Source organism: Vibrio sp. Isolate30, assembly GCF_022397975.1.
Lineage (GTDB): Bacteria > Pseudomonadota > Gammaproteobacteria > Enterobacterales > Vibrionaceae > Vibrio > Vibrio fortis.
In genome coordinates, this window is sequence record NZ_JAKEUS010000001.1 from 1,049,153 (window position 1) to 1,070,078 (window position 20,926).

Here is a 20,926-nt window from a genome sequence, read left to right on the forward strand (position 1 = left end):
CTGTCATATTTGTTTTAAAATTGTTAAATGTCACATTTTGGACTGTTTTGATCTTGTTAAGGGTGTAAAACTGATTCAGGCTTGTTTACTATAGTGAACACGGTTTACTCATGTTGATTGATGTTTACTGAAGTGAATTCTTGGAAGGTGACCTAGTGTGTCCATTTCACTATCTTTTGGTTTTCTATATAGAGCACTCTTCTTATATAGAAAGGCAAGCGATAGAGGCCATATCGCCACCTCCTTCTTTCTTACTGTTCTCATCTTGACTAATAGATAGAGAGCTACTCTACAAAGAGATAAAAGCGGCAGCGTCGATGTTGGATACCTGCAACGCTTCATGGAGAATAAAATGACTCAAGAACAAGCAACTCAAGACCTGTTAAAAACACCTCTGCATGCACTGCACGTAGAAGTTGGTGCAAAGATGGTTCCTTTCGCTGGCTACGATATGCCAGTTCAATACCCACTAGGCGTTAAGAAAGAGCACTTACACACACGTGACGCAGCAGGTCTTTTTGATGTTTCTCACATGGGCCAATTGCGTCTTCACGGTGAAAATGCAGCAGCGGCTCTAGAAACTCTAGTTCCAGTAGACATCATCGACCTACCTTCTGGTAAGCAACGTTATGCGTTCTTCACTAATGAGCAGGGCGGTATCATGGATGACCTTATGGTAGCCAACCTAGGTGACCACCTGTTCGTTGTTGTAAACGCCGCTTGTAAAACTCAAGATATTGACCACCTAACAGCACACCTTCCATGTGATGTAGAGCTTGAAGTGATCGAGGATCGAGCTCTACTTGCTCTACAAGGCCCTAAAGCATCAGAGGTGCTTGCTCGTTTCCAACCAAGCGTAGCGGACATGCTGTTCATGGACGTACAAAAAGTAGATATCGACGGTGTTGAGTGCATCGTAAGCCGCAGTGGTTACACGGGTGAAGATGGCTACGAAATCTCCGTACCAAATGACCACGCTGATGCGCTAGCTCGCAAACTGACAGCAGAAGCGGAAGTGGAGTGGATTGGTCTTGGCGCACGTGACTCGCTACGCCTAGAGTGTGGTCTGTGTCTATACGGTCACGATCTAGATACAACAACGACACCGGTAGAAGCAAGCCTACTATGGGGTATCCAGAAAGTTCGTCGCACAGACGGTGAGCGTGCTGGTGGTTTCCCAGGTGCAGACATCATTCTAGAGCAGATAGCAACCAAAGACGTTCAACGTAAGCGCGTTGGCCTTGTTGGTCAAACCAAAGCACCAGTGCGTGAAGGCGCAGAGCTGTTTGACGCTGAAGGAAACAAAATCGGTGTGGTAACAAGTGGTACTGCTGGCCCTAACGCCGGTAAGCCTGTTTCAATGGCTTATGTACGCACAGATCTTGCGGCAATTGGTACAGAGGTCTTTGCGGAAGTACGTGGTAAGAAGCTGGCAATGACAGTAGAGAAAATGCCATTTGTACCTCAACGCTACTACCGTGGCTAATCGTTAATATTTTTTAACCGATTGTTTTTCGCATTCCCCTTATTAGCCACTATTCATATGGTGGATGGTAAGGGGTTTTGCTTTTCTGTAACTTATTGATCATCTTGGGGATGCATCACATTTGATCCATTGATTACTTAATATTTCATCATTTAAGCCGCTATACTGAAGATTAGTCAATAAGAGTATCCTGAAGGTGTAGGAGAGTGGTCATGAAAAGCACACTATCGAAGAAGTGGATGTGGGTAGGAGCACTTCCTTTGATTGGAAGTTTTGCAGTGTGCGGTGATACAGTCACAGCAACAGAATCAAATGTAGATATCTCTCCCTTTATCGTAAATGGCACCAATGCCTCGACTTCAGATTTCCCATCAATCGCCAGTCTGTTCATAGACAGTTTTGAATATGACGGTGTCTACTATACTGACCCGTATTGCGGCGCAACAATTCTCGATCCTCAACATATACTGACCGCTGCACACTGTATTTATGGTGATCAGCGAGCTCAACTGTTTACGGTTGTTGTCCCTCAATTGCAAGACGTAAATCAGTATCCGTTTGGTACTGCAGAACGCTATCGAGTGTCTGAGATCTATTACCACAACAGCTTTGATAATAACTTAAGTCAGTTGCTACAGAATGATGTAGCTATTCTTAAATTAGCTGAGTCGATGAATGTTGATTCAATAAATGATGTGGTCAAACTTCCTAGTAATGAAGACTATCGAAGCCAAGTGACGACTCCAACGTTTGTTGCGATTGGACACGGGGATACGGTGTCAGGGTTTGACAGTACTAAATTACTGCAGCGCGTAGATTTAAATTTAATCACAAACGCGACATGTAGTAGCTTGTTTACTAACGGGGCGTCACTGACTGGTAATCAGGTATGTTTTAATGGCGATTACAGTCCGATCACTCGATTAAATGGTGGTACTTGTCAGGGAGATTCTGGCGGGCCGGTGTATTGGCGTGATGGTTCGGATTATATACAAGTCGGTATTACGAGCTTTGGTCCTAGTCAGTGCGGGTATACTGGTGGTGTGACTTCTGTGTTTACTGAGGTCAACGATTTCAATGCTTGGATTACCAGCGTGCTCGATGGTAATGAAACCCCAAAAGCAACATCTACCAATTTAAAACGCACCGCTTACTTAACTCAACATGGCAGTATTCAAACCGTCAGCAGTACCAGTGAAAGTAGTGGTGGTGCGTTGTCGACATTATTGTTGGGAGCTCTTCTTGCACTGGGTTTAAGAAGAACTCGCACTATTAGAGCCCTACAAGGTTCTCGAGGCTAACCCTGCCAATAACTCGTCAATTTCTGAGATCGCTTTATTTATGTGTAGCACACCTAATTGAGCGATCTTTTTCTCTTCTGATGTCAATGAATTAAAGCCTTTGTCTACATCTTCTTTACTCAAGCTGTGACTATGAAGTAATAACTCCTTATATGTAAGCAGCCTAAATTGAACTTTGACGATCTCGGCGGCTGGGTTTGATGTCTCTAGCAACTGTTGGATACAGGGAAATATAATTTTAAAGCGACTTGCAATGTTTCTTTTTGCATCGCTAGTGTTTGCATTTTGCAATTTATTTCTTCTTCCCGCGAATGGTTTAAGTTTGTTTATTTATTGCGCTAAATTTATAAAGTAACACAAGTTATTTGAAATATAACGTTTTTTAGGCGGTGCATCATATGCTACTGGGCGTTTATGTAAATAGTTTATGCCCAATTTGGTCTGCTTTTTGCTGAAAATAGGACATAAGTGTCTTTTAGGAGGTGGCTTATGACCAATGAACCTATTGTGTTGGCAATTATTGAACGCAGAAAACGAGCCAACCTTTCACAAGAAAAACTCGCGTCGATGGCTGGGATGAGCTTGAAAACGTACCAGAGAATCGAAAGGGGCGAGGCTGATATTAAGATGTCGCAGTATCGCTCTCTAACACGGTCACTAGCGATAACGGACTTAGAGGTCGTTATGGATACTTTAGAAGCGGGTCAAATAGCGGTTGAAGACGTTGCGGCTGTTTCGAGGCTACTAACTGACGAGCAGAGGAGGCTCTTGATCAAGTTGATCTTGTCGCTAGCTAGAGCGAATTAGATAGATGAGTTGAGATAGCGTCTGGGAAACGCATATCACTTTAATCCACTCTGCCTCGCAGTTGTTTGGTGTTACTACGTTGTTTTTTCTGTTCTAAGCGCCGCTTCTGAGATGCTTTTGTCGGCTTGGTTGCACGTCTTACCTTCGTTACTTTTGTTGCCTCAAGAATTAACGCTTTTAGCCTATTGAGCGCATCTTCTTTATTCTGCTCTTGTGTTCTGAATTGTTGCGCTTTAATCACAATGACGCCATCAGCAGTAATGCGACTGTCTTTTAAAGCCAGTAACCTCTCTTTATAAAAATCAGGCAGCGTAGAGTGTTTTATGTCGAAACGAAGGTGAATCGCACTGGATACCTTGTTTACATTTTGCCCGCCCGCACCTTGAGCACGAATTGCGGTCAGTTGAATCTCCCAAGTTTGAATAGAGACGTTATTCGATATTTGCAGCATAATCATTGATAAACATAAAAAATGTTGGCTCATGATACTCGTAATTGGTTATGGTATCAGTAGTTTTATTCAGAGTGGCAAAGCAATGACGATTGATCTAACGAAGTACGATGGCTTAATTTTCGATATGGACGGTACTCTCATTGATACCATGCCTGCACATATCAAAGCATGGGAGCAGACAGCCAAACATTTTGGGTTCGAGTTTGAAGCTTCTTGGCTACATAGCCTTGGTGGAATGCCGAGCTATAAAATTGCGGGTGAAGTGAATGCAAAGTACGGTTTGAGTCTAGATCCAAAAGCCGTATCTGCGTTTAAGATGGATGCGTTCGCTAATATTGAAGATAAAGGTAACGTTATCTCTTGCACACACGACTTGTTGATAGAACATTATGGACAAAAACGATTAGCGGTAGGAACGGGTAGCCAACGCAAGAGCGCAGAAAATTTGCTTACAGCGACAAGTATTTTGCCCAAGTTAGATAGCCTAGTTACAGCAACCGATGTTGAACGTCACAAGCCTAACCCCGACACGTTTTTGGATGCCTGCAAAGGAATGGGGCTCTCTCCGGAACAGTGCGTAGTATTTGAAGATACAGATTTGGGTAAACAGGCGGCACACGCGGCTAATATGGACTGCTTTATGGTCGTGGAGGGGCAGCAACTGATGTTCTTCCCAAGACCTCAGTAACAACTAATAGACTTAATTACTGAACGGTATTAAACACGGTATTAATATTCTGAAGTGGATGATAAAAAATGGCTCCTACTTATCGCTAATTCGTAGAGGCGGGTAGGAGCCATTTGTTTCTTCGGTTTGTACGTTAAGCGATTTGTTCCATCTCGCTATCTAGAAATAGGCAGATGTTGTTTCGTCCATTTGCTTTTGCTTCGTATAGGGCAAGGTCCGCGCATTTGTAGCTGAGTTTTGAGTCATGAGTCACGTTGGTCACGCCACCACTGACGGTCACTTGATCATCGAGCTCAAGTGATATGGCTACCCTCAATCGATTCAACACACAGTAAGCTTCATTTGGTTTAGTATGAGGCAGCACTATGCCAAACTCTTCACCGCCAATACGAGCCACAAAATCGGTTTCGCGACACTCTCTTTGTAATACGCCTGCGACGACTTGAATCACTTTATCGCCATAATCGTGTCCAAATTTGTCATTGATGCGTTTGAAGTGGTCGATGTCAACAATCGCTAAGCATGACTGTTCAAATTCAGGGTAACGAGCAACGCGATTACATTCATCACGCAGCTCTTCATCAAACTTACGACGATTCCAACATCCAGCAAGTGCGTCTTTTTCACTTAGGTTACGCAGTTTGTTCTCAAGCTCTTTGCGCTTACTGATATCAACAAACGAGGCAACGTAGAACTGAATAACATTGTTTGAGTCTTTGATCGTCTGAATTCTTAGAATTTCGGTAATCAGAGAGCCATCTTTGCGTCGGTTGATGACTTCGCCTTCCCACATTCCACGTTCGTTGATGATCGCCCACATGCGCATGTAGAACTCTTGGTTATTCTTTCCAGAAGCGAACATTGACGGCTGTTTGCCTTTCACCTCTTCAAGCGTGTAGCCACTCATTCGAGTAAATTCACGATTGACTTTAATAATTCGATTGTTTCGATCCGTGATAACTAACGCAGACATGCCATTCATTGCGGCTTTTGCGAGTTGGCTTTCGATGCTGTTCTTCTTGTGGTTGATATTCCAAGCGACGAAAACTCCAGACACAATTGAAATCAATATCGAGAGTGTTGCTATCTGGATGATGATCGCTGTGTACTCTTGTTGGTACTGCGCACTGATCTCTTTATTATCTACGTGCAGTACCATATGAACAGGCCCTTTTAACTGTTCGATGTTAGGGCTTATATCCCCATAGAAATACCAATCTTTGCCATCAAAGTAACTGCCACTTCTCTGCGTTGAAATTTCTTGCCATAGCTTTGGATGAATGATGGCATAGGTTTTGTCAGCTCGATCTTCAATAAGGTGGCCGAAGGCTTGTTCTGGCTCTGGGGACATCAATATATGACCCGAACCATTAATCAAGGTAGGCTGTGCAAGTGATGAACCAAAGGTGTAGTGCAGGCGATCGTATATCTCTACCATATTGAGGTTTACGATGAAGTAGCCAACAATGCTGTCTTCTATCGCGACTGGCGTCATGATTCGTAGGGCAGGGAGTAAAGGGTTAACCGGTTGACCGTTTTCATATTCTAGGTCGATACCAAACGAAGCAATCTCACCAATTTTCAGCTGTTGCAGTGTGGTGAAGTAGTCACGAGATGACTTGTTTTGAAGTTGACTTTCAGGGACAACGCTAGCTATACCATCTTGATAGTTGATGCGTATTGTCTCGTTACCTTTTAAGTCGAGATAACGAAGTTGCGAGTAGTACTTTTGACCATTCGCCAACATTAGCCATAAATCTTGTAGTGAATCAATATTATCAGCTGAGGGAAATTGGACAGCGCGTTTAAGAGTCGTTGATTCAGCGATGGTTGGAATGGTGTTAGACACTTCACGTATGATCAACCCCAGCTCGTGAAAACTGTACTCGATTTGATTTTGGCTGGCCTGTTTTATGTTTGTATCATATTGCGCTGCTATACGGTCGAACTCGGAGCTAATGTATAGAGCAGGAACTATTCCTAGGGCTAGGACAGTACAGAGAAATTGGCCTGAGAGTTTTTTTATACTTGCTTTCATTACATTCCCCAAAGAATCAGCGCAATACTATAGATTTAGTGGGGTTATTAATGTGATCTTTACCCAGAACTGGTTAGGTAAATCTTCCAGTTGAGAGGTATGTGTGCAATTTGTTGCTTTTGTGTGCAAATTGCAGGTTATCTTACATTCACTATGACGATAACCTGCGAACTCCCGAAAAAACTTTTATAAATACTAACTTAAGCCCGTAATGTCGCCATTTTCGTTGATGTCTAAAGACATAAAGGCTGGCTTGTCAGGTAGCCCAGGCATAGTCATCACATTTCCACACAACGCATAGACAAATCCTGCTCCTGCGCAAAGCTTAAGTTCTCTCACAGGAACATCAAACTGAGTTGGAGCGCCTTTAACGTGTGCTTCCGTTGATATCGATAGCGGAGTTTTCGCTAAACATACCGACAGGTGGTCGTATCCATGTTTTTTGAACTCTGCGAGCTGCGATTTAGCCTTTTCTGACAAGGTAAGGCTTGCTGCACCATAACCCACTTCAGCAACCGCCATTAACTTCTCTTCAAGCGATTGTTCTTGAGTATAAAGAGGCTTGAATTGAGCAGGTTTTTCACAAGCTGACACCACGGCTTTCGCTAAGTCAGTAGCGCCTTCTCCGCCTTGGCCAAACGCTTCACTAATTGCAACGGACACAGTCTCATCATAGCTTTGAATGAGTGCTTTTAATTGAGCTAGCTCGTCATCGGAATCTTGTGGGAATCGGTTGATAGCAACCACAATAGGAACACCGTATTTATTTACGTTGTTAATATGCCATTTCAGGTTTTCGAAACCAGCGATAAGAGCCTGGCTGTCATCGTTGAAGATAGAATCCGGAAGCGGTGTGCCTGGGCGTAGGTCATAAAGGCCAGAGTTTGCTTTTAAACCTCTAAGCGTTGCAACAACTACTGCGCAATCAGGTGACTGGTTCGCCGCTGTTGCTTTAATGTTGCATGCTTTCTCGAAACCCATATCAGAACCGAAACCGCCCTCAGTCACCACGTAATCCGCTAATCTCAGTGCAATCTTATCGGCAATGATTGAGGAGTTTCCATGAGCAATGTTGGCAAATGGCCCAGCATGAATCAGGGTAGGGACGCCTTCCAATGTTTGCATCAATGTTGGCTCAATAGCATCCTTCATTGTTACTGTCATTGCACCTGCAACTTGGAAGTCGTCTGCGGTTAAAGGTTCGCCATTTTTATTGTAAGCCAACACAATACGTCCAATGCGCTTACGTAAATCTTGTAGATCTTCCGCAAGTGCGAGGATCGCCATTAACTCGGATGCAGCCGATATGTCAAAGCCATCTTCACGCTGATAGCCATTGATGGTTTTACCGTCTTCGTTTTGTCCAACAGTAATCATTCGCAGTGCACGATCGTTATGGTCGAGGACCCGACGCCAAACAATACGTTGAGGATCGATATTCAGTGCCTTTAACCCTGAACGTTGTTCAAAAGCTTCAATACCTTCTCTTTGTTCATGGTAATAGCGAGCATCAATTGCCGCAGAAGCAAGGTTGTGTGCTGCAGTGACGGAATGAATGTCTCCAGTAAGGTGAAGGTTAAGCTGTTCCATTGGCGCAACTTGAGAGTAACCGCCACCAGCAGCGCCGCCTTTGACACCAAAAACGGGTCCCATTGAAGGTTGGCGAATACAAGCCATAACTGATTGATTAATTGCTGCTAACCCTTGGCTTAAACCAATAGTTGTTACTGTTTTCCCTTCTCCAAGTGGAGTAGGTGTAATCGCTGTAACTAGAACAAGCTTACCTTTTGGTTTTTCTTCGAGACGTTTTAGGCTGTCTAAAGAGACTTTCGCCTTATGTAACCCAAGTGGTTGGAATTCGTCAGTGGTTAAGCCTGCACCGAGAGCAATATCACTGATGTTTTTGAGTGAAGCAGAGCGGCAAATATCAATATCAGACAGCATATTAAATCCTTATGTTGAAACCGATAAGGTGGTACGAAAACGTTTGCGTGGCGATAGTACTGTATAAATCGACCATGTAAAGGCTAACCACACGAATTATGTGCTGGAAGATAACAGATTTAACCAGTCATTGCGCGAGATCAAATCTGGCGATGCCAACTCATCACCAAAATTTACACGATTGTGTGTGTTTTATTAGCCGCAAATAAAAAGGGTTGCATAGTGCAACCCTTAATAGAAACCGTTAGGTATTGTGATTAGCGATCCCAATACGCTTCTTCTAGGCTGTCTTCACGTTCAGGAAGAGAGCGACCAAGACGTGGAGAGTGTTGTGTCAGTACTTCGTAACTGACACGGTTAGCGTACTTGCAGATCTGTGAAAGTGACGAGTAGGTCATGTAAGGCTGGTCGTGTTTAGACGAGTTTGGTACGTTCATGTGGTGGTGACTATTCGCTGCCATATCATGAAGTAGTGCAGATAGTGCTGCGTCACCTGCGCCATTGGTGTTCTTAATTTCAAGAGGACCACCAAGGTAAGGACCGATGTGAGAATATACCTTAACAGGGTTCTTACAGTCGTCCTTGCGCATTGCACGGCTAAACTCGTACTTGTTAAATTCTGGGATGTTACCAGGAAGAAGAGGCAGCTCGGTTTCGCGTTTCGCTGTCTCATCAGTGTAACCAGCCATGTATAGGCCAACAGGACCAGCAGTACATAGAACCAAGTCAACCCATTCTAGAGCTTTATCTGCAGCTAGCAGCGGGTCTTTTTCGCCTGTAAGAGCCTGACCTTCCTCTTCGTTCATCGCAACGATAGAGATATTCTCTTTAATGTAATCTTGCCACCATTCAGCGTTGCCTTCGATTACCCATTTTGTGCCTAGCGTCAATACAACGGGAACATTGTTTGCCTTAGCGATCTCGATAGCTCGAGCTACTGCTTTCGGCATTGGGTCTTCTGGCTTACCGCGCATTAGGTATGAAGAAACAACCAGTGCAGAGGCTTTTTCAAATACTTCTTCAGGAATGCTATCCGGACGCAGGTTGTTCATTTCACCTTCGTTAATCGCGAATGTACGTTCGCCATCGTCCGAAATTAGGGTGTAACAACGACCGATAGAACCTTCTACTGTCTGTAGGTGGTTTAGGTTCATACGTGAAGAGGTACGGCATAGGTAACGGTAAGCAAAAGAGCCAACTTCGATGTTACGTGACATAACACCTAAGAGTACCGATTTACTGTCTGCTAGCACTGAGTAGTTGTGTAGCGTGTTACCAATGGTATCACCTGGATATTGGTGCGTGATTAGACCGCTTTCAACGAGCTCATCGTATAGGGCATCCGCTTTGCTTTCTTCCAAAACAAGAGAGTGACCTTTACTTAGTTCGTATTTAGCAAGGAATTCATCAGAAACACGAGCTTCGATATCTACAATTGTTTGACCAACACCAACAATAATCGGGCGATACAGTTTTGGTGTTTCCTTCATCTGGTTGATGAGTGGATCACGGGCGTGTGTAGGGAAGTAGTGCTTAGATTTGCGCTGTCCAGGAAATTTCATAAGAAAATTACAGTGAGAAAATTTTGCCGCATAATATCACAGATTTTTGTAGTTTCTTTCATTTTTATTACATTCAGACTCGCCTGTATATTGTGTATACAGGCGAGTGAACAAAACTAAGCCAGTGGTTTATTTTTGTTCAGCAGAAAGTGTCGTTGGGTCAATGTAAGCTTTAGTTCCCCATAGTGGAACCGTTGACAGGCTATGCTTGAAACTACCTTCTGTCTCTTTTGTTGTATAAGACAGGTACAGTAAGGTTTGGTTTTCTGCGTCGTAGATACGTCTTACCTTCATTGTCTTAAAGAAAATACTTTTTGATTGCTTGAAGACAACCTCACCAGAGGCGCTTTTATCAATTTTGGCGATCATCTCAGGCGTGATGTCACCTGTTTGACGACAAGAGATTGAGCTATCACTTGGGTCTGCAAGAGAGAAATCCGCCTCAATAGAAGCGATGTGACAGGTGACACCTGGGATCTTTTCATCATCTAGATGAGAGATCTTGATGTCTTTCAAGGTAAAGAAGCCAAGTGATACGTCACCCACCTCGTTATCTGAACAACCAGCCAACATGGTCATGATACCTAATGCTATTAGGGCTTTTTTCATAAGAAGTCCTTTTAATTTATAGAGTTCTAATTACTATAAGGAGTATTGAAAGCTTGAATACGAGTGTAGAGCTTTTCGCTCTATTCGAAAAGGCAGTATTGGGAGAACCTTAATTTATGAAGCATTTAAAGTACTTGTTGGTAGTTACGATGCTCTGTATGCTCTCTGCTTGTAGCTCGGCGCCTAAGGCGACCGTGTGCCTTCCAAATAATTGTGATATTTGGGGATACTAAAGTAGGTAGTAAAAGAATGAATAATGAAATACCTGAAATCGCACTGAAAAAGAATGCGTGGTTAGCAAGTCAAGTTGATGTGGCTTATCCTGCGAAAGAGAGCTTACTCGGAAGAGATGTGTATCAATCAAGACTCGCAAATAAAAGCTATCAACTGCTTCCTTCAGATCAAACTCCCGCCGATATCGAAGAAATTCATAAAGTCGATTTTCATAAACTGACCGTCTTATTCTCGCTCAATCAAGCGAGTGTCTATGAAAGTGAGTTTGATAAGACTCATATTCTTGAATTTTTGAGCCAAATTATCTTATCTGATGAACATCAGCTGTATATTGGTACCGTTGGTTCTGATGTAGTAGCAAGTGCAATTGTGACTTCAGTGGAAGGTGAGGTGCTTGTTTCAGATATCGTCAATCAAGCGGGCCAGAACACAATAGGCTTTGCACAACAGCTTGTGTCTTTGCTTGGCACTTCTATCGTATCGAACACCAAAGTTTGGGTCGAAAGCGAATAGAAAAGCTGATAGATAGGGTGGGAGTGCGCTCCCGCTTTTATTCATACCTCCTTTCATTTGCTCGTAGCTCCGTCCGATTACTCATTCCGGGCTTATAGTTTTTCATAAGTACGAAAGCGTTATTGCTTACCGACTAATATGAAAGATTTTTTAAACATTTTCTATCACAGCCTCATAATCGACATACGATTGTACTAATGTACTGTTACGCAATAGCCTTTACTTCACATTAATGTCATGTCTTTGTGTTTAAATTATCGACAAACCATCCCAATAAGACTGAGTTTTTAGCAAGGTTAGGATAATAATGCCTGTAAGCAATTTATAAATAGGGTTATTAAGGTGATCTGTCGCATATTTCGCGAAGTTAATTAAGTGGTTTTCAGGAAAATGCTACATCAGTCATGCCCGATAAACCTATATGCCTATAGGATGAAAGTCGAACTTTAGGTAAATGGTGTAACGATGAGATTAGAGCAGACAAAATGTGTGATATTTGATTGTGATGGAACACTGATAGACAGTGAAAAGCTTTGCTGCCAAGCGCTGGTGAATGTTTTTGCGCAATTCAATGTCTCTCTATCACTTGAAGATTGCTATGCGCATTTTCAAGGCGGTAAGCTTGCTGATATCTTAATGGATACCCAACAGCGCCTTGGTCTCACCATCTCTATTGATACATTGGAACCTCTATACCGCACCGAACTTGAAGCTCTTTTTCAACGATTCTTAAAGCCAATGGATGGTGCCAGTGAACTGATTCAATTTCTTAAAAGTCAGGGTGTTGAGTTCTGTATTGCCTCTAATGCACCAAAAGAGCGAGTTGAGTCATCCTTAGCGATGACAGGCATGCTCGACGATTTTAAAGGTAAAATATTTTCAGCGTTCGATGCTAACAGTTGGAAACCAGAGCCTGATTTGATCATGTACACAGCAATGAACATGGGCTTTTTACCTAACGAATGCATCTATGTTGACGATACCATCAAAGGTATTGAAGCTGGGGTGAGAGCGGGGATCCAGTCATTTCGCTTAAGACCTAACCTACCTAGCACCTTAGTAAGAACACCAAAGGCCGACTCCGAAGAGCCAGCCGCTATTGATATCTACAGCCTTGAAGAGATATCTGCTTGGCTTAGTGGCAAGCATTACTCAAGTGATACACCATACTCTGGTGTTTTGGTGGGGTAGTACTCGGTTGAATCCGAACGATTTTTGTAAATTGTTTGGTATGGAACCCACATGCAGCACAAGTAAATTTCTCTCCACAATTTGAAAGCAGATATTCCTCATGTTGGCAAAGCGGGCATGTGATGTCGTCAGTTGGTGCGTCTGTTTTATTCATTATGTCACCTGCAGCAAGTCAAAAAGCGATAACTTCGCTTCATTAGATTACCTCTAAGCCGATTTTTTAAACAGATTTCTTATTTAAGTTTTGTTCAATTGCGACTGAGCTCATGCTAATGATATTGCATTAGATTACCACTATACAGTTTGCTATACTGGAATGCAGTACCATAAACTGGATTCTAATGTGAAAGTTATCATTTTCGTAATTGCCCTTCTTTTGACTGGATGTGGCCCTCAAACTTCCGACACGGCTGAAGAATCAAGCCAGTCTATCCGCAGCGTTAAATTCACCACCGCTGTTTTTCAATCTCACACTCAAACACGTCAATTAAGCGGCATAGTACGCAGCGCGCAGACTTCGCCATTGAGCTTTAAGGTGAATGGAACCGTTAGCCAGCTTATGGTGGCAAAAGGGCAGCGTGTCGAAAAAGGGCAAGTGTTAGCGCAACTAGAAACAAGTGATTTGCTATTGGCCGTTCGCAAGGCTCAAGCTTCTTTAGGTGCAGCTCGGGTTGCCAAGCTGCAGGCTGAGGACAAGTATCAACGCTCGGCAAAGCTTAACCTGAAAGGGTTTGTCTCTGAATCTGAGTTGATTGCCATTCGAGCGGATCTTGATGCGAAACAACAGCAAGAAAATCTCGCCCAGACAGATTTGTCTAATGCGGAATTGAACCTTAAACGCGCGAAACTCTACGCACCATTTTCTGGCCAGATTAGCCAAGTACAGATCGATGAGTTTACAAAGATCAGCGCAGGTCAACAGATCATGGAACTCGTTAATGACTTTGCTTATGAGGTCGATTTCCTTGTTCCTGAGTCACTGATTAAAGAGGTAACTTATGGTGACAAGGCTCAGGTTCAGATCTCTGCGCTTAATGATGCGAAGTTGGTTGGTACAGTGTCTGAAATTGGTGCGGTGGTTGAGCGTGGAAATGCGTACTCAGTCACGTTGCAGCTCAGTGATTCAAACGTTGCATTGAGAAATGGTATGTCAGCGGATGTAGAGCTACTTATCGGTGGTGAGAGTCAAAACGTGGTGCTATTACCATTAGAAGCGTTTGATTTTAATGAACGCAGTCCTGACTTAAATGGCGACGATGCTACCATCTATATTGTTAACCCTTCAACGAGCACTCTTGAAAAGCGTTACGTTAAAACTAAGCGAGATATTAATGCTCAGGTCGTTGTATTAAACAATCTATCTGAGGGGGAAAGGATCGTTACCGCTGGGATCCCTTACCTTTATGAAGGGCAACAAGTGACCCTTTGGAACGGCTTGTAGGGAGTAGCAGTATGCATAAGATTACTGAACTCGCGCTTAAACATAACCGTTTTACTCAAGTCTTTTTGGTGATGTTGTTTGTGCTTGGTATTAGCACGTTCAAAAACGCACCAAGCAAAGAAGATCCTGAGATTCTAATTCGAAGTGCTGTCGTCATCGCACAGTTTCCAGGGATGTCACCCGACCGCATCGAAAAGTTCATCACTAAGCCATTAGAGCGAGAAATAAAACAAATTCCCGAGGTGACTGAGATAAAATCATGGTCGCGAACTGGCGCTGCGCAGATCACGGTGACTGTTCACGACAAATACTTCAATCTCCAACCGATATGGGACACGCTCCGTAATCGTATGGACAGCATGAAAGGGAGCTTACCTGATGGAACAGTTGGCCCTATGGTCAATGACGAGTTTGGGCAGGTTTATTCGGCTACGATCGCGCTTTCTGGAGACGGCTTCGACCATCACGAACTGCGCAAAACTGCTGAAGCAATTCAAGATCGGCTCAGTAGCGTTCAAACAGTATCGCAAGTTGAGCTCTATGGTGTGAATGAAGAGCGAATTTGGGTAAACGCAAAGCATGGCGCGTTGACTAACGAAAAGTTTCAATTCCGACAGATTGTTTCTGCACTGCAAGCTCGTAACGTGGTACTTCCGGGGGGCGTGATTGAAACCGATACGATGCAAGTTGAAATCGAACCAACCGGTAACTTTAATTCGGTTGAAGAGATCTTAGAGCTCGACCTTAATGAGCGAGAATCTGGCAACACTGTGTACTTGCGTGACTTGGCAGATGTAGAAGTAGGTTATGAAGACCCATTTAATACTCCAGTTTATTTCAACGGTAAAAAAGCCGTCGTTATTGCTGCGGCGATGGCTTCAGGTAGCCAAAGTGATGAGTTTGGGATCAAAGTAAAAGAGTTTATCGCTCAAGTAGAGAAGGACTTGCCTGTCGGTATGACCTTGGAGCTAGCAACATTCCAACCTGATAAGGTTAACGCTGCGGTTAGTTCTGCCACTACCAATTTGATGCAAACGGTCGCCGTAGTATTGGCTGTGGTGATGGCATTCCTAGGCCTAAGAATGGGTTTGATTATCGGTAGTATCGTCCCATTGACGATCTTGTTAACCGTCATCGGTATGTCGATATGGGGCGTTGAGCTACAACGAATGTCGATTGCTGCCATCATTATTTCTCTTGGTTTGCTGGTGGATAACGGTATCGTTATGGCTGAGTTTATCAAGAGCAAAGTCTCTCAAGGGGTTGAGCGTGTTGAAGCGGCTGTGTCGGCTTCTAAAGCAATGGCTGTTCCGCTCCTGACTTCTTCGTTAACCACTATTCTCGCATTCATGCCACTTCTACTGGCACAAGATGTGACCGGAGAATATTTACGCTCGTTGTCGCAAGTTATCACCATTGCGTTGTTGTCTTCTTGGTTCTTGTGCTTGTTTGCAACACCGGCATTGTGTGTCTGGTTCATTAAACCAAATACGCAGAAAGAAGATGCAAAGAATAACGAACCGGAGCTATCTAAGCTTCAACTGGCTTACCGCCGATTTGTGACTGTTATTCTAAACTTCCGCCTTAGTACGTTAGCGGTTGTTATTGCGGTATTCGCTATGTCCATCTATAGCTTTCGTTATGTGACCGTCCAGTTTATGCCTGGCTCTGAGCGCAATCAGTACCTAGTGTTTGTTGACTTGCCTGCTGGTACGAAAGTGGAAGAGTCAGATAGGGTATCGAAACGCCTAGAAACGTGGCTACTTGATAAGGAGCAGAACCCTGATGTCGTAAACACAGTGCGATATGTTGGTGATGGCGGGCCGCGCTTCTTCTTAGCATTATCTCCCGTTGATCGTGCGCCAAATCGTGTATTTATGGTGGTGAACACAACAGACTACACAGCAGCGTTGGATATGGTGAGGAAAACCAACCGATTCATTATGGAACAGCTTCCTGAAGCTAGCGGGCAGGCGAAGCGTATGTGGCTTGGTGGTAGTGAACTCGGGTTGGTTGAATATCAAGTCGTAGGCAAAGACATAGATGTGATTCAGAGTATCGCTAAGAAAATTGAGTTGGCGCTGCGTCAGATTCCGGGTGCAGTCGGTGTTGCCAACGATTGGGAAAACAACGTTCCTAAGTTGATCTTAGATATCGACCAAGCTCAAGCCATTCGTGCTGGGGTTAGCAGCCGAGACATAGCGACGAGCTTAGACAGCTATCTGCGTGGTAAAGAGGTGACCAGTTTTCGTAATGATGAAGACGTAATTCCTGTGATTGTCGGTGCAGCGGAAACAGAGAAAACGTTAGAGAAGTTGTTTACGACCCAGATAGTTTCATCGACTAACGGTCAAGCTCTGCCTTTAGTACAGTTTGCGTCAATTATTGCAACCAGTGAGCCTGCGGTGATACGCCGCTTTGATTTAGAACGTACGGTGACCATCAGCGTTAAGCATGAGACATTGCAAGCGAGTGAGCTTAACAAACTCGTGCAACCGACACTCGATGATATCGAATTGCCACCGGGGTATCGTATCGCATTGGGTGGCGAGCTTAAGGGGGCGAGCAAGGCAAATGGGGCACTCTTTGGTTATCTCCCTCAATGTTTTGCTGTCATGATCCTACTGCTTCTGTTGCAATTTAATTCGATTCGCCGACCATTGATTATCTTGTTGACGATCCCACTCTCCTTGATTGGGGCGGTATCGGGGTTGTTGATAACTGGTGCTTATTTTACCTTCCCAGCAATGCTCGGTATCTTCAGTCTGGCAGGCATTATTATCAATAATGGGATTGTGCTGATCGATTGTATTGAACAGAATCGAAAACTAGGGGAAGGAGTGAGAGACTCAATCATATCGGCATGCATGACGCGTTTGCGACCTATTGTGATGACAACGCTGACCACGATTCTCGGTTTAGTACCGTTGGCTCTATCGGGCGGAGAGTTCTGGTATTCGATGTCTATTGTGATGATCTTCGGAATGATCGTCGGAACAGTATTGACGCTTGGTGTGGTCCCAGTGCTGTATAGCTTGTTCTTTAAAGACCAAGTAGAGCCACAACTGGCGCCAGTTTCTGCTTAACCATCTAGTATTAGAAAAAACAGTAAATAAAAAAAGAAGGACTCCGCGGAGTCCTTCTTTGGTTTCTGATGAAACAATCTAATCCAAGCTATTGAGAGCCGTTAAAACGGGCTCTAAGTGCGGTATTTTGCCAACGTCTTAGACAGTGAAATAGATGCGCTAGTGAGATTAGAAACCCCATTAGAAGTGTTCTGAGCCACTTCCTTTATAACGTCCGATTGACTGCGAATGTCATTCAGTTCGGCGGCGATGCTATTTGCCACATTGCTTTGCTCATCGGCAGAAGACGCGATTTGTGCACTCATATCCATTAGAGCACGCGCTGAATCTGAGATTGAGTTTACATCGTCCCCGATATTAGAAATCAACTGACTACTTGTCTGAGCTTGATCAACCGTTTGCTCGGTGATCTTGGCGATGTTTTGGCTCTCTTGCTGTAAGCGCTCGATCATCGCTTGGATTTCTACTGTTGCAGATTGAGTGCGGCTTGCCAGTGTTCGAACTTCATCGGCAACCACCGCAAACCCACGGCCTTGTTCACCTGCGCGTGCAGCTTCAATGGCAGCGTTCAGAGCGAGTAGGTTAGTTTGCTCCGAAATCGCGTTGATGGTAGTAATCACCTCATTGATTTGGCTAGTGTTAACGTTAAGGCTCGTTACAGACGACGAAGCTTGCTCAATCAAAGAAGAAAGCGTGGTGATCTCTGCAATTGCTTGCTGCACTTTACCGTGGCTTTGGTTAATCGCTTGTGCATCATTTTCTGTTTGCTCGGTTGAGCGGGCTGCGATGTTAGATACTTCATTCGCTGATGCCGTCATTTCATCCATCGCAGTTGCCACAGAGTCAAGAGAAGCGTGCTGGCTGCTGATCTGCGTTTCACTGCGTTTAGCTTCCGCTTCGAATGAAGAAGAGGTTTCACTCAGTGTCGCAGCACTTTCATTTACGTTATTAACCAGTTCACTCAAGGTGTCCATCGAGCGATCTAGTGCACAACCAATCGTACCGAACTCGTCACGACCCGGGTGGAAGCCAAGACGAGAGCTTAGGTCACCGTCACCAATCTTTTCTGTTGTTGAATAGAGTACCCACAGAGCCCCACCAATGAAGGTTGCCACCCAGTAACAGAAAATACCAAAAGGAACACACCATAAGAAACTGAGTAAGAAAGTATTGAGTGCGCTTTGCTTCTGATCAGCAGCATCGGTTGCAGGTAAGGTAAGCGAGTAGTATTGGCCATCTTTACCTTGCTGAGTCGCCGTGACTGACCCGTTATTGTTAATGTATGTGTCTGTTGAGGTGGCACTCGACGAGCGACTTAACAGCGTTGACTCTGGCGAGTCGGAAACAGACAACATGCCTTTGAGTTGTTGTTCAGCTTGAGTCTTTGCGTTTTGTTCAATTTGATCGAGCTGATTGAGGTAGGTGTTCGTTGACAGGCTGCCAAGGGCAACTAAAAAGATAAGAAAAATGACCCACATTTTGTCGTTGATCGACATCTTAATAAACAGCTTGTCTATCGTTCGAAACTGTACTTCTTTCATGATAACTCCACGATAATTCCTTTTACCGTGGACTTTAAATAACCGCACGCAATAAATATGTGACGCGCGTCGAGTGTTTATGAAATCAAATGATAATCAATTTCTATAATTGAGACTTAGATCAATTACTTTTGATAAATTCATCAATTTAGCCAAGAGAAGGCAATAAACCACCTGAAATCATCATTTGGATTGCAATGATGATGATACCGACTGTCCCAGCCATAAACAGTGCCAATTTGCCGCCTGCGACTTGGTATACGACGCTGGTGGAACCGGGTGATTGCTGTTCTTGAGTAAAGCGTACTTTGTAGACCATGATCGTTGGCAGTAGAATTGCGAGTACAGCAAGAGCAATCGCTGCGTATCCAAGTGCCATGATAAAGCCTTGTGGGTAGAACAGAGCAAAACCAAGTGGTGGAACGAAAGTAACCAGTGCCGTTTTGATTCGTTTGCCTTGACCTAGTTTGTCATTGAGCGAATCGCCCATAAATTCAAACAAACCCAAGCTCACGCCGATAAAGGATGTTAACAGCGCCAGATCAGCGAAGACCCCAACAATCATACCTAGGTTTGACTGATGTACTGTTTCAGATAGTGACACCAAAAGCGCGCCTAGGCTCGAATCGTTCAGTAGTTGTTCTTGGCTAACAACACCCAGCGTAACGCCTTGCCAAAACACGTAAATGATAAGCGGTAATGCAGAACCAACAATCATTACCTTGCGCAATGAGCCAACATCACCGTCTAAGTAGCGCACGATAGAAGGGATACTGCCGTGAAAGCCGAATGATGTGAATACCACTGGAATCGCTGCCACAATCAAACCTTGCTGTAGAGGCATGCTTAATAAGTATTGCGATGTAACGTTTGGTGCAAGAAAACTAAGCACCAACACCATAGCAACCAGCTTTAATCCAAATAGAACACGATTAACTTTGTCTACACTGTGAGTGCCTATCGTTACAACTGTCGCAACGATGATAGTGAAAATCAGTGTCGTAATCTGGCTACTGATCTCTAAGCCCGTTAGTTGCATTACGCGTTGGTTGAATTGCGCACCACCGCCGGCAATGTATGCGGCACATAATGCGTAGAATAAGAACATAACAGCAAAGCTTGCTATCCATTTGCCTTTATTACCCAGAATATTGTGCGCCAACGTATGAAGCGTCGCGTCTGAGTCTGCAAATTGATGTAGCTCAACCATCAATAGCGCTGTGAATGCCATCAGGGCCCATAGACCGAGCATAAGGACCAGTGATGTAGAGAAGCCGATACCAGCAGAAGCGAGAGGAAGTGCGAGCATGCCTGCACCAATAGTGGTGCCTGCGATGATCAAAGTACTGCCGAAAACCTTTGATTTAGTCATTGTATATAATTCTTTACGTTATGGTGTTTTAACTTGGCATATGCACTGATTGAAAAGCTCATAGCCAGTAATAATATTGGATTGGCTGCATTTTGTGGGACTTTATCAATGAATGCAAGACTAAATGTAATTCTTTATATCCACTGTAAATTTATATTTACATCAAGGTTTGAAGAGTTCCATAAAGGCGCATAGCAATCGTTTATCTATGATCTGATTCATAGTTTGATAAAGAAAAGATTGAGTCGGTGCGACTTGACCAGTAATAGTGTGGGCGCGCGACCCAACTCGGAGATATGGATCCTATAGCGCGAATGCCGATTTAGAACAGAGGTGTGCTGCTCGAAATGAGCGCATTGAAAATAGTTGGGAAACACGGAGTGTCTTCATAAATCTGTCATATTTTACGCACAATATGGAGTCACTTAGTTGTAAGGGCAAAAGCCCATGATAAGGAATAGAAGGGCACATTATGAGTGACCAATCTTTTAATGACGAAAGTCTTGAACTGTTAGATGCTATGGAAATTGGCATTGACCTTTCTGATTACGAGCAGGCTGTTCAACAACTAGCTGAAGAGATGTTTAGCTCGTCAAACTAACCTCCGTCCTCATTAAAGTTAGCTAAGATTAGGGAGTACGTTTACTATGTTCTCCAAT

General features: G+C 43.9%; 16 protein-coding genes. 9 read left to right on the top strand and 7 right to left on the bottom strand.

From position 1 onward, the window contains the following. The first annotated feature begins 352 nt into the window (after positions 1-352). The 3 genes from gcvT to L1D60_RS04595 all read left to right on the top strand — a co-directional run bounded on the left by gcvT (position 353) and on the right by L1D60_RS04595 (position 3,594). Positions 353-1,486, top strand: coding sequence for a glycine cleavage system aminomethyltransferase GcvT (gene gcvT / locus L1D60_RS04585; protein ID WP_239839940.1), 1,134 nt, complete (start codon positions 353-355; stop codon positions 1,484-1,486). 212 nt (positions 1,487-1,698) lie between these two features. Next, positions 1,699-2,787: a serine protease gene (locus L1D60_RS04590; protein ID WP_239839941.1), complete on the top strand. Its 1,089-nt coding sequence runs from the start codon at positions 1,699-1,701 to the stop codon at positions 2,785-2,787. A 489-nt stretch (positions 2,788-3,276) separates the two neighbouring features. Next, a complete protein-coding gene (locus L1D60_RS04595; protein ID WP_239839942.1) occupies positions 3,277-3,594 on the top strand; it encodes a helix-turn-helix transcriptional regulator in 318 nt (105 codons plus the stop codon). A gap of 40 nt (positions 3,595-3,634) precedes the next feature. On the opposite strand, the gene arfB is transcribed toward L1D60_RS04595, so the two are convergent. Then, positions 3,635-4,045 carry an alternative ribosome rescue aminoacyl-tRNA hydrolase ArfB gene (gene arfB, locus L1D60_RS04600; protein ID WP_239840455.1) on the bottom strand — a complete coding sequence of 137 codons (411 nt, stop codon included), beginning with the start codon at positions 4,043-4,045 and terminating at the stop codon, positions 3,635-3,637. 85 nt (positions 4,046-4,130) lie between these two features. Here arfB and L1D60_RS04605 point away from each other — a divergent pair, with 85 nt between their 5' ends. Next, complete coding sequence (locus tag L1D60_RS04605) at positions 4,131-4,736, top strand: beta-phosphoglucomutase family hydrolase (RefSeq protein WP_239840456.1); 606 nt, start codon at positions 4,131-4,133, stop codon at positions 4,734-4,736. 133 nt (positions 4,737-4,869) lie between these two features. On the opposite strand, the gene L1D60_RS04610 is transcribed toward L1D60_RS04605, so the two are convergent. The 4 genes from L1D60_RS04610 to L1D60_RS04625 all read right to left on the bottom strand — a co-directional run bounded on the left by L1D60_RS04610 (position 4,870) and on the right by L1D60_RS04625 (position 10,889). Then, positions 4,870-6,774: a diguanylate cyclase gene (locus tag L1D60_RS04610; RefSeq protein WP_239839943.1), complete on the bottom strand. Its 1,905-nt coding sequence runs from the start codon at positions 6,772-6,774 to the stop codon at positions 4,870-4,872. 195 nt (positions 6,775-6,969) lie between these two features. Continuing rightward, positions 6,970-8,718: a formate--tetrahydrofolate ligase gene (locus L1D60_RS04615; RefSeq protein WP_239839944.1), complete on the bottom strand. Its 1,749-nt coding sequence runs from the start codon at positions 8,716-8,718 to the stop codon at positions 6,970-6,972. 257 nt (positions 8,719-8,975) lie between these two features. Then, positions 8,976-10,280, bottom strand: a complete 1,305-nt coding sequence (locus tag L1D60_RS04620) for an inosine/guanosine kinase (protein WP_239839945.1) — start codon at positions 10,278-10,280, stop codon at positions 8,976-8,978. Positions 10,281-10,409: 129 nt separating this feature from the next. Then, on the bottom strand, positions 10,410-10,889 hold the full coding sequence (locus L1D60_RS04625; RefSeq protein WP_239839946.1) for a CreA family protein: 480 nt from the start codon (positions 10,887-10,889) through the stop codon (positions 10,410-10,412). A 249-nt stretch (positions 10,890-11,138) separates the two neighbouring features. Here L1D60_RS04625 and L1D60_RS04630 point away from each other — a divergent pair, with 249 nt between their 5' ends. From L1D60_RS04630 to L1D60_RS04645, 4 genes are all read left to right on the top strand, one after another. Then, on the top strand, positions 11,139-11,636 hold the full coding sequence (locus tag L1D60_RS04630; RefSeq protein WP_239839947.1) for a hypothetical protein: 498 nt from the start codon (positions 11,139-11,141) through the stop codon (positions 11,634-11,636). A 465-nt stretch (positions 11,637-12,101) separates the two neighbouring features. After that, positions 12,102-12,827 carry an HAD-IA family hydrolase gene (locus tag L1D60_RS04635; protein ID WP_239839948.1) on the top strand — a complete coding sequence of 242 codons (726 nt, stop codon included), beginning with the start codon at positions 12,102-12,104 and terminating at the stop codon, positions 12,825-12,827. 343 nt (positions 12,828-13,170) lie between these two features. After that, positions 13,171-14,268 (top strand): efflux RND transporter periplasmic adaptor subunit, encoded by a 1,098-nt coding sequence (locus L1D60_RS04640; RefSeq protein ID WP_239839949.1) that lies wholly within the window; start codon positions 13,171-13,173, stop codon positions 14,266-14,268. Between the two features lie 11 nt (positions 14,269-14,279). Continuing rightward, positions 14,280-17,354 carry an efflux RND transporter permease subunit gene (locus tag L1D60_RS04645; protein WP_239839950.1) on the top strand — a complete coding sequence of 1,025 codons (3,075 nt, stop codon included), beginning with the start codon at positions 14,280-14,282 and terminating at the stop codon, positions 17,352-17,354. A gap of 113 nt (positions 17,355-17,467) precedes the next feature. Here the strand turns inward: L1D60_RS04645 and L1D60_RS04650 are convergent, their stop codons facing one another. Beyond that, complete coding sequence (locus tag L1D60_RS04650; RefSeq protein WP_239839951.1) at positions 17,468-18,895, bottom strand: methyl-accepting chemotaxis protein; 1,428 nt, start codon at positions 18,893-18,895, stop codon at positions 17,468-17,470. 148 nt (positions 18,896-19,043) lie between these two features. Beyond that, entirely contained in the window at positions 19,044-20,267 is a 1,224-nt protein-coding gene (locus L1D60_RS04655) for an aromatic amino acid transport family protein (protein WP_239839952.1), read from the bottom strand. Positions 20,268-20,739: 472 nt separating this feature from the next. Here L1D60_RS04655 and L1D60_RS23525 point away from each other — a divergent pair, with 472 nt between their 5' ends. After that, positions 20,740-20,868 carry a hypothetical protein gene (locus L1D60_RS23525; protein WP_261904296.1) on the top strand — a complete coding sequence of 43 codons (129 nt, stop codon included), beginning with the start codon at positions 20,740-20,742 and terminating at the stop codon, positions 20,866-20,868. The last annotated feature ends 58 nt before the right edge of the window (positions 20,869-20,926 follow it).

Coding starts and splice junctions, on each gene's coding strand:
- L1D60_RS04655 (WP_239839952.1), bottom strand. CDS start 20,267: ATGACTAAATCAAAGGTTTTCGGCAGTACTTTGATCATCGCAGGCACC.
- gcvT (WP_239839940.1), top strand. CDS start 353: ATGACTCAAGAACAAGCAACTCAAGACCTGTTAAAAACACCTCTGCAT.
- L1D60_RS04650 (WP_239839951.1), bottom strand. CDS start 18,895: ATGAAAGAAGTACAGTTTCGAACGATAGACAAGCTGTTTATTAAGATG.
- L1D60_RS04620 (WP_239839945.1), bottom strand. CDS start 10,280: ATGAAATTTCCTGGACAGCGCAAATCTAAGCACTACTTCCCTACACAC.
- L1D60_RS04645 (WP_239839950.1), top strand. CDS start 14,280: ATGCATAAGATTACTGAACTCGCGCTTAAACATAACCGTTTTACTCAA.
- L1D60_RS04610 (WP_239839943.1), bottom strand. CDS start 6,774: ATGAAAGCAAGTATAAAAAAACTCTCAGGCCAATTTCTCTGTACTGTC.
- arfB (WP_239840455.1), bottom strand. CDS start 4,045: ATGCTGCAAATATCGAATAACGTCTCTATTCAAACTTGGGAGATTCAA.
- L1D60_RS04635 (WP_239839948.1), top strand. CDS start 12,102: ATGAGATTAGAGCAGACAAAATGTGTGATATTTGATTGTGATGGAACA.
- L1D60_RS04590 (WP_239839941.1), top strand. CDS start 1,699: ATGAAAAGCACACTATCGAAGAAGTGGATGTGGGTAGGAGCACTTCCT.
- L1D60_RS23525 (WP_261904296.1), top strand. CDS start 20,740: ATGAGTGACCAATCTTTTAATGACGAAAGTCTTGAACTGTTAGATGCT.
- L1D60_RS04615 (WP_239839944.1), bottom strand. CDS start 8,718: ATGCTGTCTGATATTGATATTTGCCGCTCTGCTTCACTCAAAAACATC.
- L1D60_RS04605 (WP_239840456.1), top strand. CDS start 4,131: ATGACGATTGATCTAACGAAGTACGATGGCTTAATTTTCGATATGGAC.
- L1D60_RS04625 (WP_239839946.1), bottom strand. CDS start 10,889: ATGAAAAAAGCCCTAATAGCATTAGGTATCATGACCATGTTGGCTGGT.
- L1D60_RS04595 (WP_239839942.1), top strand. CDS start 3,277: ATGACCAATGAACCTATTGTGTTGGCAATTATTGAACGCAGAAAACGA.
- L1D60_RS04630 (WP_239839947.1), top strand. CDS start 11,139: ATGAATAATGAAATACCTGAAATCGCACTGAAAAAGAATGCGTGGTTA.